This window comes from Zobellia russellii (assembly GCF_018728565.1).
GTDB lineage: Bacteria > Bacteroidota > Bacteroidia > Flavobacteriales > Flavobacteriaceae > Zobellia > Zobellia russellii.
In genome coordinates this window covers 820,540-843,473 of sequence record NZ_JACSOI010000001.1, presented here as the reverse complement: position 1 = coordinate 843,473, position 22,934 = coordinate 820,540, and the positions used below count along the sequence as shown (strand labels likewise).

The window sequence follows — 22,934 nt, the reverse complement described above, 5'->3', positions numbered from 1 at the left end:
AAGAACCATTTATTATGTTTTATCAATTTCTAAAATCAATTTTCAACAAGAACAAAAGTGTTCTAGAAGAAACCGATACCATGAAAAAATACCTCATCATTGGCCTAGGGAACATAGGTAGTGAGTATACAGAAACCAGACACAACATTGGCTTCAAAATATTGGATGCCCTAGCAAATGATGCCAGTTTTTCTTTTGAAACCGCAAAATTGGGAGATATAGGTCTTTTCAAAATTAAAGGGCGTAGCGTGCTTTGTCTGAAACCATCTACCTATATGAACCTTAGCGGTAAGGCCCTAAAATATTGGATGGACAAAGAAAACATTCCTTTGGAAAACGTATTGGTAATCACTGATGACATTAACTTGGAATTTGGCACTATACGCCTAAAGACCAAGGGAAGTAATGGTGGCCATAACGGTCTTAAGGACATACAGAATGTACTACAGACCACAAACTACAACCGACTAAGGTTTGGCGTAGGTGCAGATTTTGGAAAGGGAAGGCAAGTTGAATATGTTTTGGGTGAATGGACCGAAACTGAAAAGAATGCTTTAATAAAGCGCTATGAAAAGACTACAGAGCTCATAAAATCCTTTGTTCTGGCCGGTGTTGCCCGCACCATGAACCAATTTAACGGGTCTTAAATTCCGAAACCGAACTGGCGGAACTATTTCCTTCTTCATCGGTTGTAACAACTTTCCAGAAATAGACTTCTCCAGAGGTTACTTCTACCTTTAATTCACTAACTCCGGCATCCGTATTTTTTAATAAGTTGGTAGGCGGATTTTGGGTAGAAAAATAAATAGCGTACGCCTCTATATCATCATCCAAATCCTTGCCTGACCACTTTAAACTTACCTCATTATTAACATCTTTAAATGCAGTGGATCCTTGTACCGGAAATGTCAATTCTGCAGGAAAAGGCACGTGACTAATTTCTGAGCCAGGATTATAGAACAACCAAGAATCACTACTTGTTGCCGTTGTGGTTTCTGAATTTTTTGAAATTACCACCCAAGAAAAAGGGGTGCCCTTTGCCAATGAAAGAGTTTCTATGGTATTAGATGTATTTTTTGATTGAACGGTACCTGTATTGAGATTCGTAACCTGTAGCTCATAATCTTCCGTATGGTCTGCCGCTTTCCAATTAAAGCGAACAATACTACTGGCATCGCCATCACTTTGAACGGGTGTGCACTCTGAATTTTTAGCAGGGGCAATTAAATCCACTTTTTCAGGCGCCTTCGGCGAGTCTTTTTTACAACTCGAAAAGAGTACTAATCCCAACAGTATAAAAGTTAGTATCCTCATCGTTTTATCACTTTAACCGATTCATTAATTGTTTCTCCCTTGATTTTCACAATATACATTCCGGAATGCAATACCGAAAAATCCAAGTCTACTCCCCCACCTCTTGGTGTACTCTGTTCACTTTTCACCAAACTACCTCCAATAGTAAAGATATCTATTCTTACTTTTTCCGTAGATGCCCCTAATAAAACGCGTGTGCTTTCATTAAACGGGTTTGGGAATGCAATAGGTTTACTCCCCACAAAAAATTGGTCTTCATAAATACCTTGACACGAAATACCCGTTGATACCCGCAGTACATTACCCCCTGATTTCAAATCTAGTGTAATCTCGGATTTATCGGTCAGTAGCGTTTCACCATTTAATTCAATAGTATACAGGTCCGCTCCTTCCATAGATAACAACAACTGCTTTCCATCTAAAGAAACAGAGGATGTTACCCCCAAAGGCTCTGGTTGGGATACGGTTACCTGAGCACAAAAAGGTTCATAATCAAATCCGGCACCTGAAGCGTTTACACACAACGTGTATACCCCCGAGTTTAAATTTGAAAGCGAGAACGAGTCCGTAAACATATCGGTTACATCTACACTGTTACCAGATATAGTTACCGTATAATCCATAGACGTTTTAGCCTCTATAGAAATGACCCCATCATCATTATTTCTACAGGACTCACTTTCTACCGTAATCTCAAAATTATCGGAAGCAAACCTATGCACCTCACAACCAGAGGAGTCCACCTCCGCCCCTTCGGGCGTATTAAGGCATAAATCGTCTCCATCATCAAAAACACCATCATTATCTGCATCCGGTCTAAATTCGCCTTCTACACAAATATCCAGAGAGAACTCGTTTATCATACCTCCATCCCTAGAGGCATTATCCACTACCGTTAAGGTCCATTCACCCAATACGGACTCCCCTTTAAAAGAACTTAGCGAACCTAATGGTTTTACCGTACCCTTAATTGCCGTTGTAGCTGTAGCTCCACAAGAGAAACTAGAAGCACTATCATCAAAAATTGCATCTACATTCCTTAGATTGCCGCATGAACTAGAAATTAACGGAACCACTGTATTAGATGGAGATGTTAGTGTTACGACCAAATCCTCAAGGTACTCGTGATCAATGTTCAACCTTACATTTATATCATCTACCTTTAAATCTTCAAAAAAGGCAATTTTTGAAATTACCGTGGTTCTTTCCGTAGCACTTATTTCCAAAGGAAGGTCTCGCGCAGGCTTATTGGCACAATCTACTTGTATGGTAGTGAACTTACGAACTGTACTGTAAGGTCCTTCGCCACATACGTTTAGAGGCTTTACTCGCCAGTAGTATTCTTCCTGATTATTAAGTTCCGTAGGCACATAACTATTTGTAGTAACCGTGACCAATTCTACCAGGTTGGCAAAAGCGGCATCGGTTGCAATATGCACCTCGTATGAAGTATAAGAAGCATCCTCCTCCCACTGTAGCAACTCTGTTGTTGCGGCATCTACTAAATTATTGGCAGGAGCCGTAATCGCTACTGCAGGAAAGTCCGTGTCGTATATCTTTAAGTCTAGGATAATTTCTTTTGTTACGCTAGCAGAGACAGCTGTGATAGTCAATGAATACGAGCCTTCAGGAACGTTTTCGGTATTTTCGATTAACATATCCACTCGGGTTCCGTCTACTGAAACGGTATCCGGCATAAAAGTAACCCCTAAATTATCAGGCCCATCCGTTACCTCAAAAGTAACTTCTTCATCAAAACCCAAATAGGTTTCATAGTCAAAAGGAATCACAAGGTCATCAAAATGACAAGCTTCATACTCCAATCCTGAAAAGTTCATCACAAACTGCGATGCCTCAATGGTAAAATCAGTAGCATTCACAGCATAATACACATTGTCCGAAGCTTTGACCATAACCCGGGCCTTATCCGTAGCAATACCCGGAACTACCACTTTATGAGACCCATCGTTAACCACACCTGATGCCAAGGGAACCGTAAAAGTTACACCGCCATCAGTAGAAAGCACAAGGTCTACATTTTTAGTAGCAACCGGCAACTTATCCGTTCCGGCAACGTCCCAATCTATCTGTAACACTTCACCCGCCACATAAGTTTCGGCAGATGCTTGCGAGGTAACCTGAAAAGGCCCCGCACTGTTTACAACGGCAAGATTCATTAATTTGGAGACCACCTGACCCCCACCTGGTGCATTATCCCTAACCGTAAAAGCAAAATTCATCTCTCGCTCAACGTCCGATACCGTTTCCCAAGCAGAACCTCTCGTAGGGAAGGTCTGCACCAAATTACCACGAACTACTTGTGACAACATTGGAAAGTATCTTACAGGTGCCAAACTTGGAAGTCTAGACCTGAAATTTGCACCGCTTGCATTATTTGGACCAAAAGAGGCCTGAGTAACCACGCCGTTGTCTATTTGTTCCCATGTATAGGTCAGCACATCTCCTACATTAGAATCTGTGGCGCTGCCCTCCAATATAAAAGCAGTGGATTTTGGGATTACGTAATCTTCCAAATCCTCAACAACGGGAGGATTGTTGGAAATACCCGTAACCTCCCCACAGGTTTTTGTCTTTAGATTATCTATAATTTGCTTAATACTAACGTAATGAAAATAATCGTCTCCGCTGGCCGCTACGTCATCTACATCCGCTATACCTGCGTAGCCCATAATGGTAGAGCCACTACCCGGCTCTACTTGAACCAAGGTTCCTTCAAATTCATGTGACCAAGTGTGGTTTGCCCCTAATTGGTGTCCCATCTCATGGGCCACAAAATCCAAATCAAACTTATCTCCTTTAGGCACTCGGCTAGATGAATATGCACTACCCTTTCTATTGGTTACACAAATAGCCCCAATAAAACCGGCGTTACCCCCATTTTCACCATTATGAAACACATGCCCAATATCATAGTTTGTTTCTCCTATCTCACTGGTCATTACCGCCTGGCCCTGATCGCCCAACAAGCTTAATGTACCCGTATACGGGTCTGTAGCCGCATTGGTATAAATTATCTTGTCCGTTTCTGCTACAAGCTCCAAACGCACTGCTAAATCCGTTTCAAAAACCTCATTTACCCTTGTTATAGTGGCATTGATACCTGCTAGTGCATCAACCACTGTACCACCATGATATTCCGTATATTCCGCAGTTGCCGAAACGGCCAACCTGTATTTTCTAAGTACACGGTCATCAAGAGGTTTGGCCGTTAAGCTGGCACCGGCGGACAAAACCTTTTCTTGGGTACTACAAACAAAATCTTCATCATCTGCACTTTTAGCACTCCCGGAATACACCATATAGGTATCTCCCTCTACCTTCTCAATAAAACTGTTCTCTCTTTTTTCCGAAGAAATAATCATGGCCTGCACTTCCTTTTGAGAAATACTGAACCGTATACGGTTTTCCCTATTATTTACATCATAACCAGAAAATGATTTTATTTCTGGGTATTTTTTTGAAAGTTCTTCGGACAAAACGGGCGTTTCACGAACACTATACGCTACCATTTCTCCGTTAGAATTTGGAAAATGAACAATTTTTGAAACGCTCTTTGATGTTGTAGAGCGCTGCAAATCCTGCTTAAAAAGTTTCTCTTGTAAGGAAAAAACTTTTGCGTTCTGCATGTTCAACCCCTGCGAAAATCTCTTGTAGGAAGATTTTTTCATCGAAGAGCTTTCCCAATATTCGCTCTGTGCCGAGGCGGAAAAGGAAAGAAATGCTATGGTAATTGAGAAAACAAGACGTAATTTTGTAACCATCAAGGGGGTTTAGAACAAAATCAAATATAAGTCTTTTTATTATTTTTAACAGGTGGTAACAGTCCAAAGCATTTTCAAAAACGATAAACGGCATTCGACTGCCATTACCATAGGCACTTTTGACGGTGTTCATATTGGTCACAGAAAAATACTGGAGCGTTTGATAAATAATGCCGCTGCACTAAACCTTAAATCTACCGTATTGACTTTTTTCCCGCATCCGCGGATGGTTTTGCAAAAGGATGCAAACATAAAATTGCTCAATACCATTGAAGAAAAAACCAAAATATTAGAGGAGCTAGGATTGGACCAATTGATCATTCATCCTTTTACGCAAGAATTTTCCCGTCTCTCCGCCACTGAATTCGTTCGGGACAATTTGGTGAACCAGCTGCAGATAAAAAAAATTATTATTGGTTACGACCATCGCTTCGGCAGAAACCGAAATGCCAATATTACCGACCTTAAAGCTTTTGGCAGCACCTTTAATTTTGAGGTTGAAGAAATATCGGCACAAGAAATAGATGAAGTATCCGTAAGTTCAACCAAAATACGTAAAGCGCTCCAAGAAGGCGATATTACCACGGCAAACAGCTACCTAAGCTACAACTATATGCTTACGGGCACTATACAAAAAGGAAAAGGCCTTGGCAGACAACTTGGTTTTCCTACCGCCAATCTCCACATTGTGGAATCGTATAAATTGATACCCAAAAATGGGGTCTACGTGGTTAAAAGTCAGCTTTTAAACAAAACCGTTTACGGGATGATGAACATTGGCTACAACCCTACCGTTGCTGGCAAAGAGAAAACTATTGAGATTAACTTTTTTGATTTTGACCAAGATCTTTACGGTCAAAAACTACAGATAGACATTCTACACCGCATACGCGACGAGCACAAGTTTGAATCTGTAGAAGCCCTAAAGACTCAACTGGAAAAGGACAAACAAACCTCGCTCTCCCTAATCTTAGAATAAATGCTGAATCGTTTTCTCTTTTCGAAAATCGATAACTCGCAACTGATTATATTCCGTATTTTTTTCGGAATACTTGTTTCCCTAGAATGTTATGGCGCCATTTTAACGGGTTGGATCAGAAGAACGTTAATAGAACCAAAGTTTACCTTTAATTTCATTGGCTTTGATTGGCTCCAACCTTTACCGGGGTTTGGCATGTACTACTATTTCTTTGTTATGGGTACAATGGGCGTACTTATTGCCCTAGGCTACAAATACCGATTTGCCATTATTTCCTTTACCCTTATGTGGGCGGGTGTTTACCTGATGCAAAAGACATCGTACAACAATCATTACTATCTTCTGGTACTTATTTCGCTCATCATGTGTTTTCTACCGGCACACCAAAGTCACTCATTGGATGTAAAGCGAAACCCAAACTTAAAAAGCGACAGTATGTTCGCTTATGTAAAGTGGATTGTGATTTTTCAGCTACTTATTGTTTACACCTACGCTTCTATTGCCAAACTATATGGCGATTGGTTAGATTTTGGAATTGTTCGCATTCTAATGCTCAACAAAGCTAGCTACCCTATTATTGGAGGCCTATTGCAAGAGCCGTTTATTCATAGAATTATTGGGGTCTCGGGTATTTTTTTTGATTTATTGATCGTTCCCGCCCTACTTTGGAAGCCCACTCGAAAAATTGCCTTTTTCGCTTCTGTGTTTTTTCACCTGTTCAACTCCATTGTTTTTCAGATCGGTATTTTCCCGTATTTATCGTTGGCTTTTACCGTATTCTTTTTTGAGCCCGAGACCATACGAAATATCTTTTTCAAGAAGAAAAAACCTTACCACCTTCAAAAGGTAGAAGTGCCATCCTATAGAAAACCACTACTCGTTATAGGAGGCATTTATTTTCTAATACAAATTACGCTCCCCGTAAGACATCATTTTATAAAAGACGAGGTACTATGGACAGAGGAAGGGCACAGATTAAGTTGGCGTATGATGCTCCGAAGCCGCACAGGAACCGTAAAATTCTTGGTAGTCAATCCAAAAACCGGGGAACAGACCGTAATCAAAACAAAAGATTACCTCTCCAAAAAGCAACAGAAGAGAATTGCGGGCTACCCAGATTTTATATGGCAGTTTGCCCAAAGGTTAAAAAAGGAATATGCCAAAAAAGGAGAACATATAGAGGTTTACGCACAAAACTCTAAAGTTAGCGTAAACGGAAAACCTTACCGCCCGTTTATAGACCCTAAAGTAGACTTAGCCAATACCAAGTGGAACTACTTTTGGCATAATGAATGGATTTTCCCATCACCTACCTACGAAAAAAAACCTTAGAATTTTTTAGCCCGCTTGCAAAGTTGTAACGGCATGCCCCATGGATCACGTAGCATTACAAGATGCAGACCTTCACGCTTTACTTCCTCAACAAGAGTGGCTCCTTCAGCAATAAGTCTTTGTTTATCTGCTTCCGCATCATCAGAAACAAAAGCCACATGAAATGTTGCGGGGTGGCGCTCCTCAAAGTTACTTAGCGGTTCTTCCGGCTTTTGGTACAACTCTAGCATCACCCTTCCAGTAGAATCGGCCAAAAAGGTCATAAAAGGAGGCTTTTCCTGTCCAACAACAACAGTTAACCCTAAATGGGTCACAAACCAGTCTACTCTTTTGTGTATATCCGTAATGTTCAGTGCAAAATGTTCAAAAACCATAAAATAATAAGATTATAACGGCTGTAAATGTATTGGTTTTTAATCATTAGTTTAAATTTGCAGACTAAATTTAAGAGCAATGTTACAGCTACAGGTCGTTAGAGACAAAAAAGACGACATCATAAACGCATTAAAAAAGCGCAATATAGATGCCGCACCATTGATTAATGAAGTGTTGGAGTTGGATGAAAAAAGACGTGCAACACAAACTTCCTTGGACAACACCCTAGCGGAAAGCAATAAACTTTCCAAAGAAATAGGCATGCTCTTTAAGACTGGAAAAGCCCAAGAAGCCAACGTTCTCAAAGAGAAAACAGTGACCTTAAAGGAAGATTCCAAAAGATTGGGCGAAGAGCTTAATACTATTTCCGAAAATTTACAGAGCGTTCTTTACAAAATACCTAATGTTCCCCATGAATCAGTTCCTGCGGGTAATTCAGATGAGGACAACGAAGAGATTTTTAGAGAAGGAGACATACCTACTTTAAATACCGATGCTCTACCCCATTGGGAATTGGCAAAGAAATATGATATCATAGATTTTGAATTGGGCGTAAAAATTACAGGTGCCGGTTTTCCCGTATACAAAGGAAGAGGTGCCAGATTGCAACGTGCCCTAATCTCTTATTTTTTAGATAAAAATACAGAAGCAGGTTACACTGAAATGCAAGTACCGCACTTGGTTAACGAAGCATCCGGTTTTGGAACTGGGCAATTACCTGACAAAGAAGGGCAAATGTACCATGTAGGAGAGGACGACCTTTACCTTATTCCAACTGCCGAAGTACCGGTTACCAATCTTTTTCGTGACGAGATAGTTACCAAAAGCGATTTCCCTATCCGCTATACGGCTTACACACCCTGTTTTAGGAGAGAGGCAGGAAGCTACGGCGCACATGTTCGTGGTCTTAACCGTCTTCACCAGTTTGATAAAGTGGAAATTGTTCGGGTGGAAAACCCCGCTAATTCGTACCAAGCCTTGGATGGCATGGTAGAACATGTAAAAAATATCCTTAGAGAACTAAAATTACCATACCGCATTCTAAGACTTTGCGGCGGTGACCTAGGTTTTACGGCAGCCCTTACTTTTGATTTTGAGGTGTTTTCCACGGCGCAGGACCGTTGGTTAGAAATTAGCTCTGTGTCCAATTTTGAAGCCTACCAGGCCAACCGACTAAAACTACGGTACAAAGACGAAAACGGAAAAAGCCAGTTTGCCCATACATTAAACGGAAGCTCTTTGGCCTTACCTCGCGTTTTAGCTGGGATTTTGGAAAATTATCAAACTGAAGATGGTATTCAGATACCCGAGGTATTGGTGCCTTATTGTGGGTTTGACCGTATAGATTAATTTTAAGTACAAGAAATAAAATCGGCCAGAACAATTATCCGTTCTGGCCGATTTTCATTTAACACAATTTACAACTCTCCTTCTCCTACTTCTTCTCCCGAAGCATATACCACATAATTCTTATTGGTAGTATTGAATGTTACCCTAATTGGTTTTTCATTTCTAACCAAATCTAAATAATCACTATACCTATCTATAGGCTGATACCCTACCCCGGTTTTTATACTCTCGTTAAACGTATTCCCGGAAAGGTTTCCCTCTCTAAAAATTAGATATAACCTATATCCGTCCGCACAATACAAATTAATTCTACCGGAATTCTCCCCATTAGGATAAAGGAACGCCGCGTAACGATCACAATTTTTTACAAATGTTGCCATAACTCTATATGTATTTAAATGAAACAAATAACAATTTGATTATAAATGTATTACACAATAATAAAGGTCAAATATGGTATTGTACGAACAGTCTATAATCTTGTATAAATTGAAACAAATACGTTTTAAAGCCTATTTACTCCCAAATTATAGTCCCCTTAACAGATTCTTTTCCCAAGCTGACTTAAATTTGTTAAATTTCATATATGAAGGCTCTCCATACTATCGCCATTCTTCTTATTACCTTCTCTACTGTGGCCCAAGATGATTTCTTGGCCAAACAGTATTTTAATGATGGTGATTATGAAAAGGCCGTGGTGTACTATGAAAAACTAACGGATAAAAATCCTAGTAGAACAGATTATACAGAAGCTCTTATAGCCACCTACCAACAATTGGAACGTTATACGGATGCCGAAAACTTTTTACTGAAAAAATTAAAAAATGCCAGGGCATACCCTACGTTATTTATTGAAATGGGGTATAATTACAGATTACAGAACCAATCGGAAAAGGCCAAGGCATACTACGAGAAAGCAATCGCTAAAATAGATGAAAATCCTAATTATGGATATGGTATTGGCTACCGCTTTCAGAAATACGCTTTGTTAGACGAAGCCCTTAAGGCCTACACCAGGGCTATGGAACTCAACCCCCAGCTGGACTATAATTATCAAATGGCTCGTATTTACGGAGAACAGGGCAATATTGAGAAAATGTACGTATCCTACTTAAACCTCATTAGCGAGGGCAAAACATCAAAATCTAACGTGCTTCGTAATATTGACGATTTTATAACTGCGGATGCTGAAAACGAGAACAACCTTATCCTTAAAAAAACGCTATTGCAGAATGCACAAAAGAATCCGGATATTCTTTGGAACGAGCTTTTGAGCTGGCTCTTTGTACAACAAAAGCAGTATGGTAGTGCCTTTCGTCAGGAAAAGGCTATTTACAAACGCTTGGAAGGTTCTAATATGCAACGCCTCAATGCCCTCGGGAATTTAGCCCTTGAGGATTCCGAAACCGAGACCGCTCAAGAAATCTTTCAATACATTGCGGATAACAGTGCAAACGAGGTCACTAAACTTAACGCACAACTGAACCTTATAGACATTCAACTTTTTGAGCCCACAAAAAAAAGTTTAGAAGCGGTAGAAAAGCAATTTAACGAGCTGATAAACATTCATGGTTACAAGGCCCAGACTTTACAATTACAGGTTGCCTACGCCAACTTTTTGACCTTTAAACAAGAAACTCCAGAACAAGCCATCAAAATTCTAAAACAAAGTTTAGAGCTTCCGTTAAACGCCCGTGGAAAAGCTTTCGTAAAACTGGCATTGGGAGACATTTTGGTATATGATAAAAAATTTAATGAAGCGCTCATCTATTTTTCACAAATACAGCAAAATCTAAAAAATGATGTGCTGGGGCAAAATGCACGGTTTAAAGTGGCTCAGACCAGTTTTTACAAAGGCGATTTTGATTGGGCCCTCACCCAGTTAAAAGTGCTCAGAAGCTCAACATCGCAGCTTATAGCCAATGATGCCATGCAGCTGAGTTTATTAATTTCGGATAACTCACTGGAAGATTCAACCCAAACCGCTCTTAAAAAATATGCCCGGGCAGACCTTTTGGCCTACCAGAACAAAACCAAAGAGGCCATCACGGAACTTAATGACATTCTTGAAAACCATAAAGGCGAAAAAATTGAGGACGAGGCCCTTCTAAAACAAGGTGAACTTTTAGAAAGCACCAAAGCCTACGAAGCTGCCGAATACAACTACCAAAAAATAACTGAATTCTACGCCAATGGTATTCTAGCGGACGACGCGCATTTTGCACTGGCAGAACTCTATAGAAATAAACTAAATCAACCTGAAAAAGCTAAGTCGCATTACGAGAAAATTATTTATAACTATCAAGACAGTTATTATTTTCCACAGGCGAGAAAGAATTTTAGAATGTTGCGAGGTGATGCCGTGAATTGAAATAGCTATCTAAAAACAAAACAATAGAGCATGGGCAGATTCACTTTGATTTTTCTAATTACACTATTTTTTTCGGGTCAGGTGATAGCTAAACCCACCCCACTGAACGAAACCGAAAAACTGGCTTCGGTCGGCAAAGTCTGGGGTTTCCTAAAATATTACCACCCCAATGTAGCCAAAGGAAAATTCAATTGGGACGAACAGTTATTCACAATTCTCGCTAAAACTGAAAAGACCAATTCCAAAGAAGAACTATCACAAGTATTAATAGACTGGATAGGTTCACTTGGTGAAATAAAACCCTGCAAGTCTTGCCGAAAGCCCACATCTACGGCCCGTTTCAATAAAAACTTTGATCTATCGTGGATACAGGATAACCCGCTCTTTTCAAAACAGCTTTCCGATAAACTCCGGTTTATAGAAACAAATAGGTTTCAAGGCGAGCAATACTACGTGACCACAGCTAAAAGGATAACAAAGGCACAAAATATCATTATCCAAAATGAACCGGAATACCCAAACTTCTTATGGAAAGATAAGAACTTAAGGCTACTAGCCTTATTCAGATATTGGAATACGGTTGAGTATTTTTTTCCGTACAAATACCAGATGCACATCCCTTGGAACGATGTATTAACACAAATGCTGCCTAAGTTTCTTCACCCCAAATCTGAATTGGATTACCATTTAGCTATGCTAGAACTAGTGGTACACATTGATGATAGCCACGCGGGTTTAAGTACAGACATACTAAATGAATATTTTGGCAATAAGTACATTCCCGTGATCCACAGGATAATCGACAATAAAGCTGTAATCGTAAGACCTTTTAACGATTCATTGGCCCGACTAAACGATTTAAAAATTGGAGATGTCATTAGCAAAGTGAACGGACAAAACGTTATTGATGTTTTTGAAGAAGGAAAAAACTATATACAAGGCTCCAACCACGCCGCCAAGCTTGCTTTTGCCCGGAACAAAATTTTTAATGGCAGTACAGATTCGGTCACGATAGAACTATTGAGGAATGGAAAACCCATTACCAAAAAAATAGGAAGGTACCCGTTTGACGTCTTCAATTACGAGAGACCCACAAAGAAAAAATATAAAATACTCAATAATACTATTGGCTACGTGAATATGGGAGAAGTTACCCAAGAGGACGTCTCGCAAATGATGGATAGTTTAAGAAACACAAAGGCTATCATTTTTGATATCCGTAATTATCCTAAAGGCACTCTATACCGAATAGCGAATTACTTGAACAGTAGTCCAAAAGAATTTGTAAAAATTATAGTTCCAGATTTAGGTTACCCAGGTAGGTTTAAGTGGACAAAAACATTAAAATGCGGAGGTAATGGTAAGAAACCTTATAATGGAAAAGTTATTCTATTGGTCAACTCACAGACAATCAGCTATGCCGAGTTTACCACCATGGCTTTTCAGACATACGACAATGTAATGACAATTGGCAGCCAAACCTGCGCTGCGGATGGAGATCTTAGCCTAATTGGATTCGTAGGCGGTTTCAAAACAGGAATTTCCGGGACCGGTATTTTTTATCCCGATGGAACAAAAACCCAAAGAGTTGGCGTAAAAATTGATGTAACGACAAAACCTACTATTGCAGGTATTCGAGAAGGAAGGGACGAGGTATTGGAAAAGGCATTAGATTTGCTAAAAGACTAAAAAAAACCAACAATATGTACATATACAATGTAACAACCAATATAGAAGAGTCGGTGCATGACGAATGGCTCATATGGATGCGTGAAGTGCACATACCCGATATATTGGCCACCGGCAAATTCTTGAACGCCAAGATGAGCAAGATATTGGTAGAAGAAGAAATGGGGGGCATCAGCTACTCGGTTCAGTTCACCACCTTGAGCAAGGAAGTGCTGGAAAGCTATTATACGGAAGACGCACCCAGATTGCGTGAAGATGCCCATAAACGGTTTCCGAACAAATTCGTTTCGTTCAGGACCGAGATGGAAATCGTAAGCGAACACTAACGACTAGGTCCAATAACAAATGCCATACCTCTTCACCTACGGCACCCTCCAAGACCCGTATATACAACAACGGGTTTTTGGGCGCAGCCTGAAGGGAGGTCCCGATGTACTGAACGGTTTTCGTATTTCCCCTGAAAAAATAATGGGCAGATACCTAGTAGCCGAAGAAACAAAGGGTGCGGAAGACCGTATTGAAGGCGTGGTTTACGAATTAGAACAAAACGAATTGACAAAGGCGGACCAATACGAAGGCGCCGCATACAAGAAAAAGAAAGTCGGTTTAAAATCGGGCAAGACGGCTTGGGTTTATATAAGGGCTTAAAAGAAAAATATGGGCAAGAAAAAGAAGAAACATTACGAACAACACTCCACAAAGTCTTGGAAAGAAGATAGTCCCGTAAAGGCTAAGAAGCATTTAGGCCAGCATTTTTTAAAAGATGAGGAGATTGCCAAAAAAATTGCGGACACCCTTTCCTTGGAAGGCTATAGAAATGTAGTGGAAATAGGTCCGGGTACGGGCGTGCTCACCAAATACCTGCTGCTGCAAGACATAAATATAGTGGCAATGGATTTGGATGCCGATTCTATTGTCTATCTCAACCATAGTTTCCCTTTGGAACACCCCAAGGCAATGGCAGGAAAAAGTACGCTTCAGGTAATTGAAGCCGATTTTCTAAAGTATGACCTTACCGAGATTTTTGGTGATGAGCAATTTGCCATAACCGGAAACTTCCCCTATAACATATCTACACAAATTGTTTTTAAAATGCTAGAAATGAAAGCACAGGTGCCTGAATTTTCCGGTATGTTCCAAAAGGAAGTGGCCAAACGTATTTGTGAAGGAGAAGGCAATAAAACCTATGGTATTCTATCCGTACTGGTACAGGCCTATTATGATGCCGAATATTTGTTCACGGTTTCGCCCCAAGTTTTTGACCCTCCGCCTAAAGTACAATCCGGGGTACTCCGTTTAGTGCGTAAAAAGAATTTCACGTTAGATTGTGATGAAAAATTATTCTTTAGAGTGGTTAAGGCCGCATTCAACCAACGTAGAAAAACCATAAGGAACAGTTTAAAAGTATTTGACCTCTCACCGGAACTTAGGGGAGATATTATTTTTGATCAACGTCCCGAGCAACTTAGCGTGGCGGATTTTGTTGCACTTACAAAAAAAATAGCCCTGGATCTAGACTAGGTATTTTTTGGTCTGTATATACTTTATTTTCCCAAAATTATAATCTTGACAAATTTATAGGGTGATTTTTATCTATAAAGCGTGCTAAGAAATCGTAAAGAGCACAGTGCTTTAAGCCTTTTTCTTTAGCTTTGCCGCAGTTTCTTCATAAATGCTTTATATGATAAGATAGGATGACGCCATTTAAACTCACAGATGAACTTCTAGCTGAAATCGAGCAGCTAATTGAATCCCGAGGAGATACCAGCTTGGTAAACCTGATGGAGGAAATACATTATGCCGATATTGCCGAAATCATCAACGAGTTAAACGAAGATGAAGCCACCTATCTGATCAAACTTCTTGAGAGCGATAAAACTTCCGATGTCCTAACAGAATTGGACGAAGATGTACGGGAGTCCATCTTGAACAATCTTTCCGCAAAAGAAATTGCAGAAGAGCTGGATGAGTTGGATACGGATGATGCCGCGGATATTATTGGAGAACTTCCCAATGAGATTATCCAAGAAGTTATTTCCGAATTGGAAGACCGGGAACACGCCAAGGATATTGTAGACCTTTTACGTTATGATGAAAACTCTGCCGGCGGGCTTATGGCCAAAGAGCTCGTAAAAGTACGCGAGAGCTGGGACGTACTCAAATGCGTAAAAGAAATGCGCGCCCAGGCCGAGAACGTTACCCGTGTCCACTCCATTTACGTAGTAGACGATACGGACAAACTAAAAGGACGCCTATCTTTAAAAGATTTACTTACTACCTCTACACGCACGCACATTAGTGAAGTGTATATTCCAAAAGTTGATTCGGTAAACGTTAACGAAAAACCCGAGGAAGTAGCAAAAATCATGTCAAAATATGACTTGGAAGCCATTCCCGTAGTTGACGAAATAGGAAGATTGGTAGGCCGTATTACTATTGATGATATTGTAGACGTTATTCGTGAAGAGGCCGAAAAGGATTACCAAATGGCCGCCGGTATATCTCAAGACGTAGAGGCAGATGATAGCATTTGGGACCTTACCCGAGCACGACTACCCTGGCTATTTTTAGGCCTAGTGGGCGGTATTGGCGCAGCGGGTATCATGGGCGGTTTTGAAGAAATGATCAGCAAACATGCCGTATTGTTCTTTTTTACCCCGTTAATTGCGGCAATGGCCGGTAATGTTGGGGTACAATCCAGCGCCATAGTTGTACAAGGTTTGGCCAACGATGATTTAAAGGGCAGCGTTGGGAATCGCCTTATAAAAGAGTTGCTTTTAGCACTCCTGAACGGTACTATCCTTGCTACCATTTTATTACTTTTTACCTGGTTATGGAAGGGTGATTTCCTCACCTCCCTATCCATTTGCCTCTCTTTAATTGCCGTTATCCTAGTGGCGGGCTTCATTGGTACCTTCATCCCATTGTTTTTGCATAAAAGAGGCATTGACCCTGCCATTGCCACAGGACCGTTTATTACGACCAGTAATGACATTTTTGGTATCCTCATTTATTTCTCCATTGCAAAATTGGTGTTGGGCATCTAGACCAAAGCATGTATTTCATTACCTTTGTTCGCTATTCAGTGGAGAAGACCATTTAATTATCATCCATCTGAGTAAAAAGAATACCACCTCAGGTAGACCAAACATCCTTTTCAATATATGAGCCGTTCCATATGGAAACAACAGGGTTTGTATGATCAATTTGAAAAGACACAAAACGCCAGAACAATATGGAAGGAAAAATGAAGATTTTACATGTGGATGTCAACCATCCGCTCTTAATAGAACAGTTTAATGAACTAGGTTTTCAGAACGATGAAGACTACACTTCTTCTAAAGCAGAAATTGAAGCTAAAATTCATGAATATGACGGACTCATTATTCGCAGTAGATTTAGTATTGACAGTGAATTTCTGAACAAAGCGTCCAAACTTCAATTTATAGGAAGACTGGGTGCGGGACTGGAAAACATTGATGTACGCCATGCCGAAGCCAATGGTATATTCTTGGCAGCGGCGCCTGAAGGTAACAGAAATGCTGTAGGGGAACATACGCTGGGAATGCTTCTGTCTCTTTTCAACAAACTACAAAAAGCAGATAAAGAAGTTCGCTCCGGAAAATGGGACCGCGAAGGCAACCGTGGCATAGAACTAGATGGCAGAACTGTTGGTATTATTGGGTATGGCAACATGGGCAAGGCATTCGCAAAAAAACTACGCGGTTTTGATGTAGAAGTTATTTGTTATGACATACAAGGTGGTGTAGGCGATGAAAATGCTCGCCAAGTAGGTATTATGGAACTGCACCAACGTACAGACGTATTAAGCCTACATGTACCCCAAACGGAACTTACCATTGGCATGATCAATACTGAGTTTATAGGAAAATTCCACAAACCGTTTTGGTTAATGAATACGGCAAGAGGTAAAGCTGTGGTTAGCGAAGATTTGGTTTCAGGCCTTAAATCAGGTAAAGTTTTGGGTGCGGGTCTAGATGTATTGGAGTACGAAAAGGCCTCTTTTGAAAATATGTTCACGACCCACGCCAATGGCACAGCAGACCTTAGTCAGATACCAGAAGCGTTTCAATATCTTATTCAGGCAGAAAACGTATTGCTCACACCCCATGTAGCCGGATGGACCGTAGAAAGTCTAGAAAAACTGGCACAGACCGTAGTAGATAAGGTAAAAGCAAAATTTTGCTAACTTAGAAGACCATAATCCAAATTGCATGTACGTTCCCCCAATCGGATTATGGAGCGTATAGTTTGTTCATCCAAAATAAAAAAGCAATGCAATTAGGTAACTTTTCGGTAAGCCTGAATGTCAAGGACATTCAGGTTTCAAAGCAATTCTATGAAACTTTGGGCTTCTCTGTTTTTGCCGGAGATATTGCTCAAAATTGGCTAATCCTGAAAAATGGTGATGCCACTATTGGTCTATTTCAAGGCATGATCGATAAAAACATCCTTACTTTTAATCCCGGCTGGAATTCCAACGCAGAACCCTTGGATTCCTTTACCGATGTTCGGGAACTTCAGGCAAAGTTTAAGGCCCAAGGTTTACAATTAGATGTTGAGGCAGATGAAAGTTCTTCCGGACCGGCTTCCTGTATGCTAAAAGACCCGGACGGAAATCCTATTTTAATAGACCAACACGTTTGATCATGAATTACAAAGCAGATTCACCTGAAGCTTATATTGCACAGCTTCCTGCCGAACGCCAAGAAGTCATATCCAAATTGAGAAAAACAATTTTGGACCATCTTCCTACTGGATTTGAGGAACAAATGAGCTATGGAATGCTTGGTTACGTAGTACCGCACTCTCTTTATCCAGACGGTTACCATTGCAATCCCAAACTCCCACTTCCCTTTATAAATTTAGCTTCTCAAAAGGATTTTGTAGCATTATACCATTCGGGAATTTATGCTAATCCAGAACTCTATGACTGGTTTGTAGCGGAGTATCCAAAACATTGCAAACGCAAACTGGACATGGGTAAAAGCTGTATTCGGTTTAAATCTATGACAGACATACCTTATGAGCTCATTTCTGAACTCAGCACAAAAATGAGCGTAGATGATTGGATTGCATTGTATGAAAAAAATACAAAAATCAAAAAGTAACTATATTGACTACCATCTACCATTAGCAATCATTTCATAAATTTAGAACGGATTCATATGAAAAACAGAGTTACAGGTTTAGGAGGCTTCTTTTTCAAAACAAAAGACCCTGACGGGATAAAGACATGGTATAAAGAACATTTAGGACTTAATACGGACCAATATGGTTGTACGTTTTGGTGGAAAGATAAAGAGGGAAACGACTGTTCTACCCAATGGAGCCCTATGAACGAGGATACCAACTATTTTGAACCTAGCAAGAAACAGTTCATGATGAATTTTAGGGTTGAAAATTTGGTTGAGCTGCTTAAGGTTTTAAAAGAGGAAGGGGTTACCGTAGTGGGCGAAATAGAGGAATACGAATACGGTAAGTTCGGGTGGATTTTAGACCCCGAAGGCAACAAACTAGAATTGTGGGAGCCTATTGACAAGGCTTTTTTATAATCGAAAAACGACTTACATTTAAGAACAGAATAACCAAAGAACCAACACGATGTCCGACGAAAAAAAAGAATTTGGAAAAGACTTTGCAGAAGATGCCAAAAAAGCCGCAAACGAATTTCAAGAAGAAGTAAAGAAGACCTTTGACCCTAACAGTCCCGATAACGGCAAAATTGTGGCCATTTTAGCACATATTACAGTAATAGGGTGGATTGTGGCACTCATAATGAACTCGCAGAATAGAACAGAATTTGGGAGTTTCTACATTAGACAGACCCTTGGCATATGGCTGCTGACGATTGTTCTGGGTATTATCCCCATTGTAGGTTGTTTTGCCGCTGTGATCGGACTGGTATTAATCGTTATGAGCCTTATAAATGCGGCCAGTAATAAAATGGACCCCACAGTTGTGGTAGGTGAGTATTTTCAAGATTGGTTTAAAAGTCTATAATTTTCAACTTTTTTATGGTAGAAATTCAGTTAAGGGCCATGCTCCCTGAAGATTGGCCTTCCGTTTCTAAAATATACGTTGATGGCATGGCAACCGGATACGCCACGTTTGAACAACAAACCCCTACATACCAAGCATGGGATAAAGCGCACCTTGGCCATTGTAGGATTGTAGCTGTTCAAAAGGAAAAGTGTTTGGGTTGGGCGGCACTTTCGCCGGTATCTAGCCGCTGTGTTTATGGAGGTGTTGGCGAAGTCAGCATTTACATCTCTGAAGAGGCACGGGGAAAAGGCATAGGTTCAAAACTTATGCAAGCCCTAATCATGCAAAGCGAAGAAAACGGGCTATGGACACTTCAATCCGGTATATTTCCCGAAAACAAAGGAAGCATCAAACTTCATGAAAAAATGGGCTTTAGATATATAGGGAAACGCGAACGTATTGGCAAAAGAGACGGTCTCTGGAAAGACAACCTATTGTTTGAAAGAAGAAGTACTGTAGTGGGCGTAGATTAACTTGAAACAGCCCCCTAAACGTTTTGTTGCGCCTCCATAAACTTACGCTCCAGTTCCGCCTGAAACTCTTCCATTACAGGTTTTACCGTACTCTCGGGCAAATCTGCGATCTTAATATACATTAACCCATCTATGGCGTTGTTAAACAATGGATCTACATTAAATGCAACTACTTTCGCATTTTGCTTGATGTATTTTTTAATGAGAACGGGCAACCTAAGATTTCCTGGTTCTACCTCATCGATCAATTTATCAAACTTATTTAAATCAGCTTGGGTCTCATCAAAAACAAACTCCTTATCGGCATCCTTCAACTTTACCTTAAATTCTTTTTTAGGTCGTACATACTGGGCTACATAGGGATCCCAATAGTTACTCTTCATAAACTCGATCATTAACGATTTAGAAAAGTTGGAAAATTGGTTACTGATACTCACTCCACCAATTAAATATTTATGTTCCGGATGACGCAGCGTAGTATGTACAATACCCTTCCAGAGCAAGAACAACGGCATAGGTTTTAATTGATATTCCTTTACGATATAGGCCCTTCCCATTTCTATGGACTTGCTCATCATACCAAAAAGTTCAGGCTCAAACCGAAATAAATCTTGAAGATAAAACCCATCTATGCCATACTTGGCAAAGATTTCAGAACCAAGCCCCATACGGTAGGCTCCGGCAATTACCTTTGCCTCGTTATCCCACAAAAACATATGGTGATAGTACGCATCAAACTCATCAATATCTATAGAATTGTTGGTGCCCTCGCCAATTTCACGAAAAGTAATCTCTCTTTGACGACCAATTTCTTGAAGCGTAAACGGAATTTCATCCGCAGGTGCCAAAAACACCTCATAGTTCTTGCTTTGCACCATTCGCCTATCATTCTCAACAAGCTTTTCGATCTCGGCCTCTATAACCTCTCCTCTAACGGGCTGGGCGATTTTTCTAGGCTGTTTGGGTAACTTTAGAGATGTGGGTATTTGATCTATTAACCTCTCCTTTTCATAAGCATTGGCCAATATGTATGTTTTTCTCCGCAATAACTCGGAATACTCTTCCAACGTTTCCTGTTCTTTCTGAGTTGCCACGGAAATAGGCTGACCAATACGTACTTTAATAGGTCTGTTTCTTTGCGAAAATACTTCAGAAGGCAACTTTGCGGTACGGAACACCCCACTAATCTTTGCCAAGCGATAAAACAATTTACTATTCTTGGCGTGAAAATAAATGGGAACAACGGGCACCTCTGCTTTTCTAATAAGTTTAATTGCCGTTTCTTCCCAAGGTTTATCTATCGCTATTTTACCCTCTTTGCGAGTAGACACCTCCCCTGCAGGAAATATCCCAACGGGGTGACCTTGCCTTAGATGCAACATGGCATTCTTAAAACCCGAAATACTGCTCTTGGCCTCTTTACGGTCTTCAAACGGATTTACCGGAAAAATGTACTGTGCCAAGGGTTTAAAACGCTGTAACAAGAAGTTGGCCATTACCTTATAATCTGACCTATTGCCCAGCATCAGCTTTAATAAGACTATACCATCTATCCCTCCTAAAGGGTGGTTGCTTACCGTAATGAAAGGCCCTTCTTTTGGCAAACGTTTTAAGTCTTCCTCGGGTATTTCATAATCAATTTCATACTCTTCAAGAACGGCATCCAAGAATTCCGAGCCCTCTAGATGGCTCATCTTATCATACCTCCTGTTCATGTTAGAAATCATCGTGACCTTAAGTAGTATCCAAGCCGAAAACGTACCAAAAACCCCGTATTTATCAAGTTTGGTAGCTTTGGCCACTTCTTTTGCGGTCACTAAACCCATAGTTCTTTTATCAATTAGGTGACCGCTAAGATAGGAAAAACACTAGAGGAGACTCCCTTTTTAACAAATTTAGACTTACACAGTCAATATTACTTTACCACCAACTGTAGTGTCTCCTTACCCCGTTGCTCTAAAAGAACTTCGTGTCCGTTTTGCAAAGACTCAATAGCCTTTTCATCAAAATGCCTTATGGTATAGAGAGATACGCCTTCATGGTGCACGACCTTGAACCTACTTTTAAGCAAGTTTAAAAGATCCTCTAAACGTCCAAAACGATTATCGACACAAACAGAAAAACTAATTGCGGAATTCTGTATCAGGTCTACCTTCATCTTGTGGTCATGGAACAGCTTAAAAAGTTCACTTATACTATCTTCTACAATGAACGAAAAGTCCAACGAGGAAAGCTTCATAAGAACTTGATTTTTCTTCACGATGAAACAAGGCACTTTTGGCTCTATGCCAACTCCTTTACCCACTGTAGTACCAGGGTCTTTTGGGTTTAGAAATGATTTTACGTGAAGTGGAATCTCTTTTTGCTGTAGAGGCTGTAACGTTTTTGGGTGTATTACGGAAGCTCCGTAGAACGCGAGCTCAATAGCCTCACGATAAGATATGTTGTTCAACAGTTGGGTTTCGGAAAAATACCTTGGATCGGCATTAAGTACACCAGGTACATCTTTCCAAATAGTAACCGAATCCGCATTTAAGCAATAGGCCAATATAGCCGCGGTATAATCCGAACCTTCCCTACCCAAAGTAGTTGTAAAGTTGTTGTCATCACTACCTAAAAAACCTTGGGTAATGTTCAATTTGGATTTATCTATACCTTTGGAAATGCGGTCTTGGGTCTTCTCCCAGTTTACGGAAACATCACGATAACTGTCATTGGTTTTTATAAAATCTCGAATATCTACCCAGTTGCTTTTTATCCCTACATCATTCAAATAGGCATTGAGGATAGTTGTTGAAATTAATTCACCATAACCCACAACTTGGTCGTACACAAAATTATAATTGGGCGATTTGTTCCAAGCCAAAAAGCCCTGTACCTCATCAAACAAACCTTTGACCAGAGCAAATACCTCATGGCCATTGTTTGAAAAAAGGTCTCTAAGAATAGCATCATGATATGCTATTGTTTCTTGAAAAGCAGCCGTTAAAGCGGACTTATCATTAAAATAGGCATTTACCGTTGCTTCCATAGCATTAGTAGTTTTGCCCATGGCGGATACAACAACCATAGTATTCTCATGGCCTGTTTGCCTTAGTACATTCACCACGTTTTTTACTCCATCAGCATCTTTTACCGATGCACCGCCAAACTTAAATACTCGCATATGTTTTACTATTTATCTTAAATTTTTTATACTAAAA

Annotated in this window: 22 protein-coding genes; 16 read left to right on the top strand and 6 right to left on the bottom strand. The window is 40.3% G+C overall.

The features are described 5' to 3' along the window. Positions 1–14: 14 nt before the first annotated feature. Positions 15–647 (top strand): aminoacyl-tRNA hydrolase, encoded by a 633-nt coding sequence (pth, locus tag H9565_RS03555; protein ID WP_246560252.1) that lies wholly within the window; start codon positions 15–17, stop codon positions 645–647. Here the strand turns inward: pth and H9565_RS03550 are convergent. Together H9565_RS03550 and H9565_RS03545 are read right to left on the bottom strand one after the other, a co-directional pair. Then, positions 634–1,314 carry a hypothetical protein gene (locus tag H9565_RS03550; protein WP_215437568.1) on the bottom strand — a complete coding sequence of 227 codons (681 nt, stop codon included), beginning with the start codon at positions 1,312–1,314 and terminating at the stop codon, positions 634–636. The two genes, pth and H9565_RS03550, sit on opposite strands and share 14 nt — an antisense overlap. Continuing rightward, complete coding sequence (locus H9565_RS03545) at positions 1,311–5,096, bottom strand: reprolysin-like metallopeptidase (RefSeq protein ID WP_215437566.1); 3,786 nt, start codon at positions 5,094–5,096, stop codon at positions 1,311–1,313. The genes H9565_RS03550 and H9565_RS03545 overlap by 4 nt, the downstream gene beginning before the upstream one ends. A 52-nt stretch (positions 5,097–5,148) precedes the next feature. Here H9565_RS03545 and H9565_RS03540 point away from each other — a divergent pair, with 52 nt between their 5' ends. Together H9565_RS03540 and H9565_RS03535 are read left to right on the top strand one after the other, a co-directional pair. Next, positions 5,149–6,075 (top strand): bifunctional riboflavin kinase/FAD synthetase, encoded by a 927-nt coding sequence (locus H9565_RS03540; protein WP_215437565.1) that lies wholly within the window; start codon positions 5,149–5,151, stop codon positions 6,073–6,075. After that, entirely contained in the window at positions 6,076–7,407 is a 1,332-nt protein-coding gene (locus H9565_RS03535) for an HTTM domain-containing protein (RefSeq protein ID WP_215437564.1), read from the top strand. It begins immediately after the preceding gene. Here the strand turns inward: H9565_RS03535 and H9565_RS03530 are convergent. Beyond that, complete coding sequence (locus tag H9565_RS03530; protein WP_215437562.1) at positions 7,404–7,781, bottom strand: VOC family protein; 378 nt, start codon at positions 7,779–7,781, stop codon at positions 7,404–7,406. The genes H9565_RS03535 and H9565_RS03530 overlap by 4 nt on opposite strands. A 79-nt stretch (positions 7,782–7,860) precedes the next feature. Here H9565_RS03530 and serS point away from each other — a divergent pair, with 79 nt between their 5' ends. Continuing rightward, positions 7,861–9,132: a serine--tRNA ligase gene (gene serS / locus H9565_RS03525; RefSeq protein ID WP_215437559.1), complete on the top strand. Its 1,272-nt coding sequence runs from the start codon at positions 7,861–7,863 to the stop codon at positions 9,130–9,132. Positions 9,133–9,200: 68 nt separating this feature from the next. Here serS and H9565_RS03520 read toward each other — a convergent pair whose 3' ends face one another. Beyond that, entirely contained in the window at positions 9,201–9,512 is a 312-nt protein-coding gene (locus tag H9565_RS03520) for a hypothetical protein (RefSeq protein ID WP_215437555.1), read from the bottom strand. Positions 9,513–9,718: 206 nt separating this feature from the next. Here H9565_RS03520 and H9565_RS03515 point away from each other — a divergent pair, with 206 nt between their 5' ends. The 12 genes from H9565_RS03515 to H9565_RS03460 all read left to right on the top strand — a co-directional run bounded on the left by H9565_RS03515 (position 9,719) and on the right by H9565_RS03460 (position 19,731). Then, a complete protein-coding gene (locus tag H9565_RS03515) occupies positions 9,719–11,503 on the top strand; it encodes a tetratricopeptide repeat protein (protein ID WP_215437551.1) in 1,785 nt (594 codons plus the stop codon). Positions 11,504–11,533: 30 nt separating this feature from the next. Continuing rightward, entirely contained in the window at positions 11,534–13,192 is a 1,659-nt protein-coding gene (locus H9565_RS03510; protein WP_215437549.1) for a S41 family peptidase, read from the top strand. Between the two features lie 14 nt (positions 13,193–13,206). After that, complete coding sequence (locus tag H9565_RS03505) at positions 13,207–13,518, top strand: DUF4286 family protein (protein WP_215437546.1); 312 nt, start codon at positions 13,207–13,209, stop codon at positions 13,516–13,518. 19 nt (positions 13,519–13,537) lie between these two features. Next, positions 13,538–13,840, top strand: a complete 303-nt coding sequence (locus H9565_RS03500; protein ID WP_215437544.1) for a gamma-glutamylcyclotransferase family protein — start codon at positions 13,538–13,540, stop codon at positions 13,838–13,840. 9 nt (positions 13,841–13,849) lie between these two features. Then, positions 13,850–14,713: a 16S rRNA (adenine(1518)-N(6)/adenine(1519)-N(6))-dimethyltransferase RsmA gene (rsmA, locus tag H9565_RS03495; protein WP_215437542.1), complete on the top strand. Its 864-nt coding sequence runs from the start codon at positions 13,850–13,852 to the stop codon at positions 14,711–14,713. 173 nt (positions 14,714–14,886) lie between these two features. Continuing rightward, positions 14,887–16,239, top strand: a complete 1,353-nt coding sequence (gene mgtE / locus H9565_RS03490) for a magnesium transporter (RefSeq protein WP_215437540.1) — start codon at positions 14,887–14,889, stop codon at positions 16,237–16,239. Positions 16,240–16,439: 200 nt separating this feature from the next. Then, the gene (locus H9565_RS03485; protein WP_215438209.1) at positions 16,440–17,402 is read left to right on the top strand and encodes a 2-hydroxyacid dehydrogenase; all 963 of its coding nucleotides are present in this window, start codon (positions 16,440–16,442) and stop codon (positions 17,400–17,402) included. 86 nt (positions 17,403–17,488) lie between these two features. Further along, positions 17,489–17,860, top strand: coding sequence for a VOC family protein (locus H9565_RS03480; RefSeq protein WP_215437538.1), 372 nt, complete (start codon positions 17,489–17,491; stop codon positions 17,858–17,860). A 2-nt stretch (positions 17,861–17,862) separates the two neighbouring features. Beyond that, complete coding sequence (locus H9565_RS03475; RefSeq protein ID WP_215437535.1) at positions 17,863–18,324, top strand: DUF1801 domain-containing protein; 462 nt, start codon at positions 17,863–17,865, stop codon at positions 18,322–18,324. A 57-nt stretch (positions 18,325–18,381) separates the two neighbouring features. Further along, positions 18,382–18,768, top strand: coding sequence for a VOC family protein (locus tag H9565_RS03470; RefSeq protein WP_215437532.1), 387 nt, complete (start codon positions 18,382–18,384; stop codon positions 18,766–18,768). 49 nt (positions 18,769–18,817) lie between these two features. Further along, positions 18,818–19,216 carry a YtxH domain-containing protein gene (locus H9565_RS03465; protein WP_215437529.1) on the top strand — a complete coding sequence of 133 codons (399 nt, stop codon included), beginning with the start codon at positions 18,818–18,820 and terminating at the stop codon, positions 19,214–19,216. 14 nt (positions 19,217–19,230) lie between these two features. After that, positions 19,231–19,731, top strand: coding sequence for a GNAT family N-acetyltransferase (locus tag H9565_RS03460; RefSeq protein ID WP_246560247.1), 501 nt, complete (start codon positions 19,231–19,233; stop codon positions 19,729–19,731). A 14-nt stretch (positions 19,732–19,745) separates the two neighbouring features. Here H9565_RS03460 and H9565_RS03455 read toward each other — a convergent pair whose 3' ends face one another. Together H9565_RS03455 and H9565_RS03450 are read right to left on the bottom strand one after the other, a co-directional pair. Next, positions 19,746–21,557, bottom strand: coding sequence for a GNAT family N-acyltransferase (locus tag H9565_RS03455; RefSeq protein ID WP_215437525.1), 1,812 nt, complete (start codon positions 21,555–21,557; stop codon positions 19,746–19,748). Positions 21,558–21,646: 89 nt separating this feature from the next. Then, positions 21,647–22,897, bottom strand: a complete 1,251-nt coding sequence (locus H9565_RS03450) for an aspartate kinase (RefSeq protein WP_215437523.1) — start codon at positions 22,895–22,897, stop codon at positions 21,647–21,649. Positions 22,898–22,934: the final 37 nt, after the last annotated feature.